The organism is Enterococcus sp. B2E4, assembly GCF_030499455.1.
GTDB classification, from domain to species: Bacteria; Bacillota; Bacilli; order Lactobacillales; family Enterococcaceae; genus Enterococcus_D; species Enterococcus_D casseliflavus.
In genome coordinates this window covers 1-14,354 of record NZ_JAUKPK010000027.1, presented here as the reverse complement: position 1 = coordinate 14,354, position 14,354 = coordinate 1, and the positions used below count along the sequence as shown (strand labels likewise).

Genomic DNA, 14,354 nt, shown 5'->3' with positions numbered 1-14,354 from the left:
CCAAGTGAACTGGACATCCATTAGTAAACTAAAAAGTCAGACTTTTATGGAGTTGAGAAATCTACTCCTTTGTTTACCTCTTTCACCAACTTCATTTTACGACGTGCGCTAGCAAAGATTTGCATGTCTAGAGGGAAACGTAAGAGCTCTCGCAAAAAAACTCCTTTCTATTTAGGGTGCGACCGCTTCCTAAATAGAAAGGATTTTTTGTGTTTGAGAATTATAAAGACAAAAGGTGGACAACAGGAAATCAGCAGTCATTTTTGAATACCAAAAAGGAAATAATCGCTTTTGATCAAATAATCTTCTGTATGAATGGCAAGGAATCCAAAACAAGTGAAAAATGCCTTTATCGTTGAGGTCTGTTTGATATGCTCAACAAACAATTTCCGCAAAAGTATATATTTATATTGAATAAAGTATAAATATTGTGTAACATATTAAAGAAAGCGATTACAAAAACAGGTAAATGGAAACTGAAGAATAATCATGAATGATAGTCTGGGCATAACACTCTTCTTACCAAGGGATCAGAACATACTATGGCAGTTTTCTTTTTCATACTACTCTTAAAGCTTAAAAGTCTTGTGGAAAAGCAATGAGAAGAACAATAGGCTGTTTACATGTTCGGTATAGCCCAGCAGCATTTTATTTTCGTGTAGAAAGGAAAGAACTATATGGATCAAATCAATGCAGTAACATTTGGGTTTATGGCACGACGCGGCGAATGGGAGACGGAAACATGTAAATCTTCACTAAAAATCATGAAGAAGAGATGTGGTGCAACTCATGTCATTTTACCGATTGTAGTGACGCAAAAAACTCCACAATCCACAGTGATTGATTGGCAAGCAGAAACGGTTCTAAGTGATCTCGAAGTGATCCAACTGATTCACTATGCCAAAGACATCGGTCTATCTGTGATTTTAAAACCAATGGTCAATGTCGCTGACGGGACATGGCGTGCGCATATTAATTTTTTTGATCATGATGTCCCATGTGAGCCTAAATGGTCTGAATGGTTCAGCTCCTATGAAGCGTATATTTTACATTATGCAGCGATTGCTGAGAAAACCCAGTGTGAAATGTTTGTTGTTGGCTGCGAGCTGGTTAATTCAGATCGACGGGAAGCACAGTGGCGGGAATTGATTGCAAAAACAAGAAACAGCTATGCTGGACAAATCACTTACAACTGTGACAAATACCAAGAAGACCATGTTGCTTGGTGGGATGATCTAGATGTAATTTCTTCTTCAGGTTATTATCCCATCGATCAATGGGAATCTGAATTGGTTCGAATTGAACAGGTTGTAAAAAGATACAACAAACCCTTTTTCTTTTGTGAAGTAGGTTGTCCTAGTCGTAAAGGGAGCCAGTATTTGCCGAATGATTGGCAGTTGAATGGATCTGTTGATCGATCTGCACAAAAAGCATGGTATGACAAAATGTTTGCTGCTTGTCAAAAGTATCCTTGGGTTAAAGGGTTCGGCATTTGGGACTGGAAAGCCGACGTATATCCGCTGGAATTAGCCGACAATGACACAGATTATGCTATCTATGGAAAAAAGGCAGAGAAAGTAATAAAAAAATATTTCGAAGAAAAATAATAAAAGTATATACATTTAAAATAAAAAGTGATAATATCTAAATGTAATCGTTTTCTTTATAATTTTATTAGGAGGAGAGAGCATGAAATTGAAGTTTTTGAAGGTATCTGGGGTTATAGCAGCAGTTGGGATTTTAGGAGCTTGTGGCACTGGCAGCTCCAACACTGATTCTGATGGAAATGAAGTTGAAACAATTACTTTTATCAACCATAAAACTGACTGGGAAGGAAACGGGAAATGGGATGAGTATATGGCGGAATTCAATGAAAAATATCCCAATATCAATGTCGAAATTCAAACGATCACAGATTACGCTGGTCAAGTAAAAACAAGAATGAACAGCAAAGAATATGGTGATTTGTTAATGATTCCTGGTGATATAAATCCTCAAGATTATAGTACATTTTTTGAACCGCTAGGAGACAAAAGCGAACTTTCTGAAAAATATTTAGGCTTAAATGATCGTTCTTATCAAGGAATATCTTATGGCATTCCAACTCAAATGAATGCTACGGGTATGGTGGTAAATATGCAAGTCTTTAAAGATGCCGGCATTGAAGATTTTCCAAAAACACCAGAAGATTTTATAGAGGCTTTAGAAATAATCAAAGAAAATGATGAAGATGTGACACCATTGTATACAAACTATGCAGCAGGTTGGACTTTATCAAATTGGGATTTTGTTCGTGCAGGAGCGGCGGGTGATGCTGATTTTACTAATAAGATGACTTCTGACCCCGCACCATTTTCTGATGGAAAAATTATGAATACGATATACAGTACACTTTATCAAGCAAGCAGCAAAGGTTTGATTGAAGCAGATCCGACTACCACTGATTGGGAACAATCAAAAATTGATTTAGCCAATGGTAAAATTGGTGTTATGGTATTGGGCAGCTGGGCAGTACCGCAAATACAAGAAGCAAATCCAGACAATGCAGAAAATATTACTTTTCAGGCCTTTCCAATGACTGCGCCGGACGGCAAGCAATATATGGGGGTTGGCGGCGACTACAACTTAGGCATCAATGTCAATAGTGAACATAAAGAAGCTGCAAGAAAACTATTGGATTGGCTGGTGAACGAGTCAGATTATGCTAAAGACAATGGCGGTCTTCCTTCATTGATTGGCGCAGAATATCCAGACTCTTTAAAAGACAGTCAGGCAGCTGGTGTTGAGTTATTAGAAGAGAACCCTGCGCCAGAAGGAAAAGAATCCTTGTTCAGCGATATTAATAACCAATCAGAACTAGGCATTGGATCAACTGATAACGAAAAACAACGCATGATAGATTCGGCAATTGGGAATACATCTGAAAGTTTTGACGCTATCATGGATGATTTTAATTCTCGATGGTCAAACGCTATAGAGGCAGTTTCAGGTAACTAATATTTGAAGCGATTCAAAGAAAGCTGCTTAACATAGATGTGCAAGCATCTGTTTTAAGCGGCTTTATTTTTAGGAGTGTGAATCATGAGAAAAATTAAGATGTCACAAAAAATGGAGAAACGTTTAATTATTTTTTCTTTTACCATTATTCCTCTAGTGCTGTTGCTAACGTTCTCTTACTATCCCTTAGTAAAAATGTTTCAATATAGTATGACAGATTGGAATGGCTATAGTCCCAACAGTAGTTTTGTCGGGATAGATAACTATCGAACGGTTTTAACGAATCCTGCTTATTTCACTGTATTTAAGACAAGCATGTATTATTTTATTGCAACCTTTTTTCAATTAGGTCTTGCGCTATTATTTGCAACGATTCTATCGTTTAAAGTAAAGTTTGCCAATTTTTGGAAAGGGATTTTGTTTTTTCCATACTTGTTGAATGGTGTGGCGATTGGATTTATCTTCCTTTATTTTTATAAAGGTGGAGGAACATTAGATACTGTATTGACTGGTCTAGGGCTTGAGAGTCAAATTCGTTTATGGTTGGGTGATCGGTCAATCAACAATATTTCACTGGCATTTACATCCATCTGGCGCTACACGGGATTCAATTTTTTGATTTTCTTAGGAGCGATCCAATCGGTCAATCCGGAAGTCTACGAGGCTGCCGAGATTGATGGGGCAAATCGTTGGGACGAATTTTTATACATTATATTGCCGAGTATTCGCAACATTATTTTCTTGAATATTATCTTAGGAGTCAGCGGTTCGTTGAGCGTATTTGACATCCCGTATATTATGACTGGCGGATCGAATGGCACCACTACTTTTGTTATTCAGACGATCGATACTGCCTTTAAGTACAACAAAGTTGGCTTAGCATCCGCAATGGCGATTATACTGTTGATGATTGTGGTGGTCGTTACAGCGATTCAACGATTAGCAACACGAGAGAAAGGAGCCTAGCTATGAAGAGAAAATCATTCACGATTGGGAAGATAGTTCAATACGCTGTCTTGCTTTTGGGGACTGTTGCAGCAATTTTACCGATCCTCGTTGTATTTATCGGTTCATTAAAATCAAATGATGAATTTTTGACCACCGGTGTTTTAGCATTGCCTCAATCTTTTGATTTTAGTAATTATAAAACAGCATTTGTAAATGGACAAATGCTGTTAGGGTTTAAAAACACGATGCTTATTTTTGCTATTAGTATGGTTGGAAAACTTACGCTGGGTTCGATGTTTGCTTATGTAATGAGCCGGTTTGATTTCAAATTAAAAAAAGCCATCATGCTTTTGTTCATGATGGCAATGCTGATCCCAGGAATCACAGCTCAAGTAGCAACATTTCAAATTATCAATAACTTAGGATTGTTTAATACAATGTGGGCAGTGATTGTATTGAACTTAGGTACAGATGTTATATCGCTGTATGTGTTTATGCAGTATCTCCAAGAGATTCCCATCTCGTTGGATGAATCAGCGTTTTTAGATGGTGCCAGCTATTTTGGGATCTTTTGGCGTATCATTCTCCCCAATTTAAAAGCACCAATCGTTACCATGTTGATCATTAGCGGTGTAGGTGTTTATAACGACTTTTACAGTCCGTTTCTTTATATGCCCGACCGTAATTTGAAAGTGATTTCCACGGCATTATTTGCTTTTAAAGGTCCCTATGGAAGCAACTGGCCAGTTATTTTAGCGGGAGTAGTTATTGTGATCATTCCGATATTGATTGTGTTTTTAGCTTTACAAAAATATATTTATAATGGTGTAGCTGGGTCGGTGAAATAAGGAGGAAGTGTTATGCTGCAAACGTCATCACGCGTCGTTCTTTTTATCGAAAAGTGTTATCAATGCATCAGCAATTCTTTCTTTTTTTGGGGAATGGTTATTCGTCACTTAATTGTGTATGGATGGTCTAGCGCGATGCGAAGAACACTGCTTAGACGAAATATGCAAACAGACCAACAAGTGGCAGAAAGCTCAAAACGCGGGCATCCCTTTGACTCTATTCTTTCAACGATGTTGACAAGCGGATTAAGCTTGTTTTGGCTCAGTCAGTTTTCGAATACTGAAAGCAGGATGTCTGGTTTGATCAAAGTAGTAGGGACAACCTTATCGATTCTATCATATCTTATAATGGTTTATTATCTTCTAGAAAGTGAGAAAAAAGGACCTGGGGTAGCAGCTTTGTATCAAGGTATCAAGAATATCGTTATACGACCATTTTTCACATTCTTTCTAGTGTCGCTCTTTATTCTGGCAAGTCTTCTTTGGGTAATAAATCCCATTCTGTTTTTTTCGGCAGCACCAGGAATTGTGGTCGAATTTATTTATCAAGGAAAACAAAAAATTTTTTTTAGCCCTGAAAAGGAGAAAATATGATCTATATTAATAATAATAAGGAGTTTCACTTAACGAATGGAATGATTAGTTATATCTGTAGGGTTGAGGAAAAAACAGGTGTCTTGGAGCAGTTATACTTTGGATCAGCCATTCCTCATCAACCAACGTTTGATTACTTGATTGAACGTGAGATTCGTCCTTCTAATAACTTCAAGAAAGAGGATCATACCTCTTCGCTGGAACATATTAAGCAAGAAATGCCAATGTATGGGACAACAGATTTTCGCTATCCTGCCGTTGAAGTTCAATACCCAGATGGAGATGCTATCAGTCATTTTAACTATTCGAATTATCGGATATCAAATAAAAAGAGAAAAATCCCTAATTTGCCAACTAGTTTCTATGACGAAGCAGAAGCTGAAACGCTGACGATTGTATTAAAAGATCGTTATTCTTCGTTGACAATTGAAATGGATTACACTATTTTCAAAGATTTCCCTATCATTTCTAGACAGAATCATATCGTGCATCATGATGATTGCCGTTACCAATTGATGCGGTTTATGAGTATGAGTCTTGATTTGCCAATAGATGACTGCGATTGGCTGCATTTAGATGGTGCTTGGGCCAGGGAAACGCAAGTGAAGAGGGACAAACTGCATAGTGGATTGCAGCAAATTTCCAGTACCCGCGGTGCCAGCAGTCATATCCACAATCCCTTTTTTGCAATATGCGAAAAGTCTGCAACTGAATTTCAAGGAGACGTGTACGCATTTAGTCTTATTTATAGCGGAAATTTTGTTGGACAAATCGAAGTGGATACATATCGTATCTCTCGTGTTCAAATGGGGATCAATCCCTATCAATTTTCTTGGCAATTAGAAAAAGGTGACGTTTTCTCCAGCCCAGAAGTCATAATGAATTATGCACAAAATGGCTTTAATGAAATGAGTAGAAACTTCCATGCTTTTTTTAAAAAGCATTTGATTCGCCAAAAGTGGGCATCGAAGGAACGTCCTGTGTTGATAAATAATTGGGAAGCCACTTACTTTAATTTTGATGAATCAAAGATTCTGGCATTAGCTCAAGAAGCAGCCGATTTAGGGATAGAATTGTTTGTTTTAGATGACGGCTGGTTTGGTCATCGAGACAATGATGCTTCTTCATTAGGAAACTGGCAAGTCGACAAAAGGAAATTACCGCATGGCATTCGCAGTTTATCACAAAAAATCCATGAAAAAGGTTTGAAATTCGGGCTATGGTTTGAACCAGAAATGGTTTCTATGGATACACCTCTTTACCAAGCTCACCCTGATTGGATAGTGGGGCACCCGCAAAAGAACATTTCACATGGGCGAAATCAATACGTGTTGGATTTTAGTCAGAATTGCGTCATTGACTGTATTTTTGAACAGATGGATGCAGTGTTAAAGGCATGTGAGATTGATTATGTGAAGTGGGACATGAATCGCTATATCTCAGAAGCGTATTCCGTCTCGTTAGGAAAACAGCGGCAAGGCGAGTTTTTCCATCGTTATATTTTAGGCGTCTATGCTTTGTACGAAAAACTGTTAGCAAAATATCCTGATTTGTTAATAGAATCCTGTGCTGGCGGCGGCGGTCGATTTGACCCTGCCTTACTGTACTATGCTCCTCAAACGTGGACGAGTGATGATACAGATGCGATAGAGCGCCTCAAGATTCAATACGGTGCATCAATGGTTTATCCGCTCTCTGCGATAGGAAGTCACGTATCTGAGGTGCCTAATCATCAAGTGGCCAGGATGACGTCATTAAAAATGAGAAGTGATGTTGCCTTGTTTGGCACATTTGGGTATGAATTAGATGTGACTAAGCTTTCTCAAAGAGAAAAAAGTCAGGTCAAAAACCAGATCATACTTTTTAAAAAACATCGGACGCTGCTTCATACGGGCACTTTTTTCCGTCTGCAAAGTCCTTTTAATGGGAATGTATGCGCATGGATGGTCGTTTCTGAAAATCAAACAGAAGCTTTGATTGGTTATTATCAAATCTTAGCAGAGCCTAATCCGCCTTATCAGCGCTTACGATTAAAAGGATTGAACGCAGATTTTGATTATACGATATGGGAAAAAGAACAGGTTCGAACGGGGAAAGATTTGATGGCTGTCGGCTTGATTTTTGGCGAGAATTATATTGATCGAGCATCAGATTTTTGGCAACGACAAATGGCAGGGGATTTTTCTTCAAAGCTCATTTATTTAACACGAAACAAAATGCAGGGTTAAATAACAAATAGACAAAGTAAAGGAATCAGGCTAAAATCAAAAGGGAGAGTAAGCGAAAGGTGAATGAGAATGCAAAAATATATTTATATTTCAAATGATATTCGCAATCGGATTTTAGACGGCACCTACAAAGCAAATGACCAGATTCCTTTTGAAAAAGATTTGTGTACAATGTATGACTCAAGTAAAATGACGATCAAAAAAGCGTTAGATATTTTAGTTTCAGAGGGCTTGATCATTAAGCGTAGGGGATCGGGAACATTTGTTAAGGACTTGGCTATTGAAGAAATCGAGCGTATAGCGATGGCAAATCAATTTCGAGGAACCACTGCGTTAAATCCTGGAAAAAAAGTGACTAGTCATGCGTTGACCTTTACTGTGGTAGTTGCTGATGAACTAGTCGCCAATAAGTTGAATCTGACACCAAATAGTTTTGTATATGATATTTATCGGGTTCGTTATATTGATGGAAAGCCCAAAGTCATGGAAAAAACGTATATGCCTATAGATTTGATTCCAGGTTTAAAAAAAGAAAATGTAGAAGGATCCATATATGAGTACATTGAAGAAGATTTAGGATTGGTTATTCAAAGTGGTCATCGACGGATTTCGGTTCGAAGAGCTACAGAGGAAGAATCGCAGTATTTAAAACTTGAAAAAGGCGACCCCGTCGCTGTAGCAGAACAAATTGCGTATTTTGACACCGGTGCTGCTTTCGAATACTCAAGATCGGTCCACCGATACGATGAGTTTTCAGTGGAAATGATCCTCACCAGAAATTGAGCAATCAGCCAATTGATTGCTCAACTTTTTACACGAAAAACACAAAAAGTATTTACGAATATAATTAAAAGTATATATCATTTTTACGGCAAAGTGCTTCTGTGAAGGTATTCTATGATGTAAGCGAATCCACTGCAATATTAGGGGAGGGAAAGAAAATGTGATTGTTGAAAAACGATCATGGATGCTTCTAAATTAGAAGAGAACGTTGACGGCAAACAAGGATGTCTTTCAGACGCAGCTTAGTGAAAGCCGCTCAATTCTTTGGAGAGAGGGAAAAGAATTGAGTTCCAGCTTTTTTTACCAGCTCTATTTGGCAGCGCAATGAGAAGCGTATAGCGCAGACATCACAGAACCTTTCACAGGAAAAAGTAGTTGACACAGTGAACGTATCAAGGCTTGTTTTTATGCTTGAGGCGATGAATGGTACCATATTTTAGTCATTACCAGGTGCCCGATTTCTTTCACAGATAGGTCCAAACGCCTTATTATTAGCAGCAGAATGTTGTGGTGAGAAGGGGAATCAGCAACAATTTCATCGCATCTTTTTTATTTCCTACCAATCAATGGTACATCAGAAATTCCAATAAAATTCAGCCTGTATAGTTCAGAAAAGCTGCCAACGAATTGAACCAGCCGTTAATTTTAAGAAGAGGGAAGGAAAAACTATTGTATTTTAAGGATGCCCAAGCATTATGGGGAAAATATCTAGGCAGTGAGAAAAAGCCGAAAGATTTTGACGAGTTTTGGAATAATGGGAAGAAGATCATTGAGGCATTGCCTAAAACGTTTGACCTAGTGCCTCATGAGATTTTTTCGCATGTCGCAAAGGGGTATGATTTGTTTTTTACCGCACATGACGGTAACCGTATCCACTGTCAATTCATAGTACCAATGGATGAGAAAAAGAAATATCCGACTCAATTTCAATTTCATGGCTATCATGGAAATAGCGGTGATTGGAGTGACAAAATCGGCTTAGCTGCAGAAGGGTACTGTGTTATCGCAATGGATGTTAGAGGTCAAGGCGGAATATCTGAAGACAGCAGAAAAGTTTCTGGCGGGACCTTGAAAGGTCATATTATTCGTGGTGTAGATGACGGACCGGATGAATTATTTTATCGGCAGGTCTTTCTAGATGTTTACCATCTGGTGCGTATCGCGTGCTGCTTGCCTCAAGTCGATGAGAATCAATTATCTGTGTATGGCGCTTCTCAAGGTGGAGCATTAGCAATCGTATGCGCCGCTTTATCGCCTTCAGTCAAACAAATTTTCACCTTATATCCCTTTCTAAGCGACTATCGTGAAGCGTTTCGATTAGAGGTGACACAATCAGCTTATGAAGAATTGGCATACTGGTTTCGCTTTAGAGATCCAAGTCATGCAAAGGAAGAAAGTTTTTTTTCGGTATTGGATTATATCGACATCCAATACTTGGCAGAAAGAGTACAAGGAGAAGTCTTTTGGGGGATTGGATTAGCGGATACTATTTGCCATCCGAAGACACAATTTGCTGTGTTCAATCAATTGCAAGGGGCAAAAGAAATGATTGCTTTTCCAGAATACGGACATGAATACATTCCGCTTTTTAGTGATTTCATGCGTAAAAAATTAATTGGAGGGAAAATGAATGAATGATTTTCCAAAAGGGTTTTGGTGGGGAGCCGCCACATCTGGTCCTCAAAGCGAAGGACGTTTTCAAAAAAAACACGCAAATATGTTTGATTATTGGTTTGAAATCGAGCCAGAGGCTTTCTATCAACAAGTAGGACCGGATACAGCATCCAATTTTTACAATAGTTATAAAGAAGATATTGCACTAATGAAGGAAATCGGACTAAACAGCGTACGAACATCGATTCAGTGGAGTCGGTTGATTGACGATTTAGAAAAAAACAGCATCAACGAGGAAGCTGCCGCTTTTTACAACGATATGATCGATACATTCCTTGAACACGGCATCCGTCCTATAATGAATCTGCATCATTTTGATTTGCCCGTAGAGTTATATCACACATATGGCGGTTGGGAATCTAAACATGTTGTAGAGTTATTTGCAGGGTTTGCGAAACATTGCTTTACTCTTTTTGGCGATCGCGTGAAAGAATGGGTGACACATAATGAACCAATGGTTGTTGTGGATGGGGAATATTTGTATGAGTTTCATTATCCAAAACAAGTAAATGGGAAAAAAGCAGTCCAAGTTGCTTATAATCTTAATTTAGCTTCAGCTAAAGCAATTGAAGTCTTTCGCAGCCTGGATTTGCAGTCAAAAGGAGGGCGCATCGGAACAGTCTTAAATTTAACCCCCACATACGCAGCTAGTGACCAGACTCAAGATTTGGAAGCAGCCCGCTTTGCTGAGTTATGGAACAACAAGATGTTCTTAGAACCAGCTGTTTATGGCAGATTTCCAGAAGAATTGGTGCAGATATTGGAGAAGGATCGTGTTATTTGGGAAGCAATTGAAGAAGAAGCTATTATTCTCCAGAACAACACCATCGATTTTCTAGGTGTGAACTTCTATCATCCCCATCGTGTGAAAGCACCTGAGATAGCACCTGACTCGGTTGGGGAATGGATGCCTAATCGTTATTACTCTGAGTATGAGATGCCTGGGAGAAGGATGAATATTGATAAAGGCTGGGAAATTTATCCAAAGGCGTTATACGATATTGCATTAAATATCAAAGAAAATTACGGGAACATTCCTTGGTTTGTCTCTGAAAACGGGATGGGGGTTTCGCGAGAAGAACGCTTCTTAAATGAGTCCGGTATGATCGAAGACGACTATCGTATTGATTTCATTAAAGAACATTTGGACTGGCTTCATAAAGGAATACAGCAAGGCTCAAACTGCTTTGGTTATCATTTGTGGACACCGATTGATTGCTGGTCATGGAGCAACGCCTATCGCAATCGCTACGGATTTATCTCTAACGATATTCATACCCAAGTGAAGACGATCAAAAAATCGGGTTATTGGTTTAAATCTTTTGTAGGAGAAGCCAAAATTGTTTAAAAGGCGCTTGTCTTATTGAAACTTTACGCCTGATCTTGGCAATCGCAAAGCTTTGTCCGTTTGTTAAAAGTGTTAAAAACTTGATTTCTAGAAAATCGAGGGAGTATTGGAAAAGAGAAATTTAACTACCGTTATTCCAAAGAGCCGATTGAAAAGAATGCTAATCAAAAGAAAAATCTTTTTAGGGAGGTTGATGTGCTAAGCATCAACCTTCCTTTTTTAATCATTTATCGTCGACAAATCGTGAGAGAGCAAGTAGTGCAAGCGAATTAGTGTGTAAAATGAATTTCGTTATTCATTAAATTTTAAAATTGAATATGGCAAAATGATTTTTTGAATTTAGTTCTAATAGTTTAGTTATTTAAATTGAATTGGCATTGAGTAACTGCTATTATAAAGTGTCGTCAATAGTGAAATATTTAATTTGGTAAAGGAGTACTACCTTTGAAATTGATACGATCCTTCGTTAGACAGCATCAATCAATTATATTGTTTACACTTTTATTTGGACTTGTTTTCATTTTAGGTTATTATCCTCTGTGGAGTCAAAAGCTATCTCTGATATGGAAAATAGATAGCGTAGGGCAGTACTATCCAGCATTTATTTATACTGGGCGTTACCTGCAAGACTTTATCTTAGGACTATTCAGTGGACAAATCAATCTTCCAAGCTTCGATCTTTCTATAGGTATGGGTGAAGACGTGATTGGTTCATTAAACTACTATGGTTTTGGTGACCCTCTCAATATTTTTTCTGTTTTTGTAACTGCTCAAAATGCACCATATTTATTTTCTTTTATGATTATTTTCAGAATGTGGTTGTCTGGTTATGCTCTGATGAAATATTTCTCGTATTTCAGATTTGACAAAGTAGCGATTATTTTTAGTGCCCTATCCTATGTAATCTGTGGTTTTTCGATTGTAGGGGGAACAAGGTATACCGAATGGCTCTCAGTTCTAATTTTCTTCCCAATGATTTTATTGGGGATTGAGAAAATGATGCGTCAAAAGAAATTTAGTCTCTTCATTGTTTCTGTGATGTTTGCGGCTTTATGTGGTTTTTATTTTTTATTTATGGTTTCCGTTGTGTTAGCACTATATTTCCCTATACGTCTATTATTTAAACGTCTGAGTTTGAAATACTTAGTTGCAAATGTAGGAAAAGGAATATGTGCATATATCTTAGGAATTTTGTTAGCAGCTCCTTTTTTCCTACCGACTCTTCAAAGCTATTTCTTAAGTGAGAGAAACAGTGAGCCGATGAGTAATATTATTTTCAATTTAAATAACTATATCCCGAATTTCTCAATCAATTTGGGGGACTTTCTTACTATGAAAGATGTCGAGCCGCCTATTTTCTTATCCGGAATTATAGTAATAGAATTATTAGCAATTATTCTATTACTTTTTCTGCCGAATAATAGAAAAAAAGTACAGTGCTTGATTTTTCTAGGTCTGGCATTTATTGCCTATTCTTTGCCTATCACAGGCTATCTACTCAATGGATTTGGTCAAACAAATGATAGATGGGCGTTTATAGTTCATTTGCTGCTTTCAGGAATTCTGGCTTATGTAATAACGGAGTATAGAAAAATATTGGACAATGAACTTACTCATCAAAAGAGTAGAAACAAAAAAATAAGTATTGTTTATCTTCTTTTAGGGACGATGATTATTACAAATTTAATTGTAAATTTGTGGGGGATTTATTCTGATTATGGTGAAGGATGGACGCAAAAATTCATTCCCCTTGAAACTTCAGAAGTATACACAGCGTCACCTGTAAAAAGCTCAAAAAACATAAAGGAAGACGTTGAGCTGTTTAGAGTTTCTAACGACACATTTACTGAAGCTAATGGACGTCCCGAAAATTTAGCAATGATTAATGATTATTACGGATTAACCTACTGGCTGAGTATAATAAATAAGCACACGCAAGAAATAGTTGATCAATACAACCAATCGTCTTTACGATGGCGGTCATATGGTTTTGAAGAGGATAATGCAATGAATACCCTGAGTGGTGTGAAATATCATCTTTCAAAGGAGCCGATGCTAAATGAAGATGGCTACCAACAAATTGAAACTCTGTCTTTCAACAATGAACAGTGGTATGTCTATGAGAATAAAAATTTCCGAGGCTTGGCTTATATTTTGAACGAAGATGACATGAATATCTCTGACATACATGTCGAAGAAAATCGGAATCATTTGCAAAAAGTAATCAAAGATTCCTCAAGTAATGTGAGTGAGATATATTATAAAGAAAATATTTTTGAAATCAATGCAATTGCAAGTAAAGATGAAAATCTTGTGCTATCAGTTCCTTATCATAATAATTGGAAAGCCTATATAAATGAAAAAGAGGTAAGCCTGAATAAAAGCGGAACAAACTTTATGACTGTGCCACTTAGTGAAGGAGAAAATCACATCAGGTTTATCTATTCCAACCCATTTATTTTAATTGGTACTATTTGCTCTGTATTTTCTCTCATTGCTTGTGCAGTAATTTATTTTATTCGAAAAAAAGCGGATAACTAAAGAATACGATCTTGTCTATGTAATAAGTATAGATTAGATCGTTTTTTTTGCTCTTTGTCAATAAGGACTGATGAGTTGTGTAAAATCAAATCTGGGTCAGAATGAACCACATTCTGGCTCAGATTTTTTTGTTATCTTACATTGATTAATTGATTGATCAAAAAGATTCTAATTCTCATGTTCTCGAATGATTTAAATCCGTAGGATACTCGTTTCATTGTCTTTATGTGGGTATTCTTCGCTTCTATTTTTCCATTGGAATAAGGATAGATCATTGCGTTGGTAATGCCTTCTTCATGGGTAAGAAGGTTTTGAAGCTTCTCCCGAAAGCCGTCATCTAACGTTTCAGGAAGTTCTGCCAATAAGGAGAAAAATAAGTCAGGGTCTTTGTCT

General features: G+C 37.5%; 11 protein-coding genes. 10 read left to right on the top strand and 1 reads right to left on the bottom strand.

Features of this window, described 5'->3' with window-relative positions; translation table 11 throughout:
• Positions 1-677: 677 nt before the first annotated feature.
• The 10 genes from Q1X33_RS15440 (at position 678) to Q1X33_RS15395 (ending at position 13,961) form a co-directional block, all read left to right on the top strand.
• Positions 678-1,607 (top strand): hypothetical protein, encoded by a 930-nt coding sequence (locus tag Q1X33_RS15440; RefSeq protein WP_005227422.1) that lies wholly within the window; start codon positions 678-680, stop codon positions 1,605-1,607.
• An 82-nt stretch (positions 1,608-1,689) separates the two neighbouring features.
• On the top strand, positions 1,690-2,997 hold the full coding sequence (locus tag Q1X33_RS15435; RefSeq protein ID WP_005227424.1) for an ABC transporter substrate-binding protein: 1,308 nt from the start codon (positions 1,690-1,692) through the stop codon (positions 2,995-2,997).
• 84 nt (positions 2,998-3,081) lie between these two features.
• Positions 3,082-3,963, top strand: coding sequence for a carbohydrate ABC transporter permease (locus Q1X33_RS15430; RefSeq protein ID WP_005227426.1), 882 nt, complete (start codon positions 3,082-3,084; stop codon positions 3,961-3,963).
• 2 nt (positions 3,964-3,965) lie between these two features.
• Entirely contained in the window at positions 3,966-4,793 is an 828-nt protein-coding gene (locus Q1X33_RS15425) for a carbohydrate ABC transporter permease (protein ID WP_005227428.1), read from the top strand.
• A 12-nt stretch (positions 4,794-4,805) separates the two neighbouring features.
• Complete coding sequence (locus Q1X33_RS15420; protein WP_005227430.1) at positions 4,806-5,387, top strand: hypothetical protein; 582 nt, start codon at positions 4,806-4,808, stop codon at positions 5,385-5,387.
• A complete protein-coding gene (locus tag Q1X33_RS15415) occupies positions 5,384-7,615 on the top strand; it encodes an alpha-galactosidase (protein ID WP_005227432.1) in 2,232 nt (743 codons plus the stop codon). The genes Q1X33_RS15420 and Q1X33_RS15415 overlap by 4 nt, the downstream gene beginning before the upstream one ends.
• 69 nt (positions 7,616-7,684) lie before the next feature.
• Entirely contained in the window at positions 7,685-8,398 is a 714-nt protein-coding gene (locus tag Q1X33_RS15410; protein WP_005227435.1) for a GntR family transcriptional regulator, read from the top strand.
• A gap of 669 nt (positions 8,399-9,067) precedes the next feature.
• Positions 9,068-10,036 (top strand): acetylxylan esterase, encoded by a 969-nt coding sequence (locus Q1X33_RS15405; RefSeq protein WP_005227436.1) that lies wholly within the window; start codon positions 9,068-9,070, stop codon positions 10,034-10,036.
• Entirely contained in the window at positions 10,029-11,420 is a 1,392-nt protein-coding gene (locus tag Q1X33_RS15400; protein ID WP_005231442.1) for a glycoside hydrolase family 1 protein, read from the top strand. The genes Q1X33_RS15405 and Q1X33_RS15400 overlap by 8 nt, the downstream gene beginning before the upstream one ends.
• A gap of 444 nt (positions 11,421-11,864) precedes the next feature.
• Positions 11,865-13,961: a YfhO family protein gene (locus tag Q1X33_RS15395; protein ID WP_301969794.1), complete on the top strand. Its 2,097-nt coding sequence runs from the start codon at positions 11,865-11,867 to the stop codon at positions 13,959-13,961.
• A gap of 131 nt (positions 13,962-14,092) precedes the next feature.
• On the opposite strand, the gene Q1X33_RS15390 is transcribed toward Q1X33_RS15395, so the two are convergent.
• Positions 14,093-14,354 (bottom strand): transposase (locus Q1X33_RS15390; RefSeq protein ID WP_301969793.1); only part of this gene is annotated, 262 nt, incomplete at its 5' end.

Excerpts from the sequence above, each read along its gene's own strand:
- Q1X33_RS15440 (WP_005227422.1), top strand. The coding sequence starts at position 678 with ATGGATCAAATCAATGCAGTAACATTTGGGTTTATGGCACGACGCGGC.
- Q1X33_RS15435 (WP_005227424.1), top strand. The coding sequence starts at position 1,690 with ATGAAATTGAAGTTTTTGAAGGTATCTGGGGTTATAGCAGCAGTTGGG.
- Q1X33_RS15430 (WP_005227426.1), top strand. The coding sequence starts at position 3,082 with ATGAGAAAAATTAAGATGTCACAAAAAATGGAGAAACGTTTAATTATT.
- Q1X33_RS15425 (WP_005227428.1), top strand. The coding sequence starts at position 3,966 with ATGAAGAGAAAATCATTCACGATTGGGAAGATAGTTCAATACGCTGTC.
- Q1X33_RS15420 (WP_005227430.1), top strand. The coding sequence starts at position 4,806 with ATGCTGCAAACGTCATCACGCGTCGTTCTTTTTATCGAAAAGTGTTAT.
- Q1X33_RS15415 (WP_005227432.1), top strand. The coding sequence starts at position 5,384 with ATGATCTATATTAATAATAATAAGGAGTTTCACTTAACGAATGGAATG.
- Q1X33_RS15410 (WP_005227435.1), top strand. The coding sequence starts at position 7,685 with ATGCAAAAATATATTTATATTTCAAATGATATTCGCAATCGGATTTTA.
- Q1X33_RS15400 (WP_005231442.1), top strand. The coding sequence starts at position 10,029 with ATGAATGATTTTCCAAAAGGGTTTTGGTGGGGAGCCGCCACATCTGGT.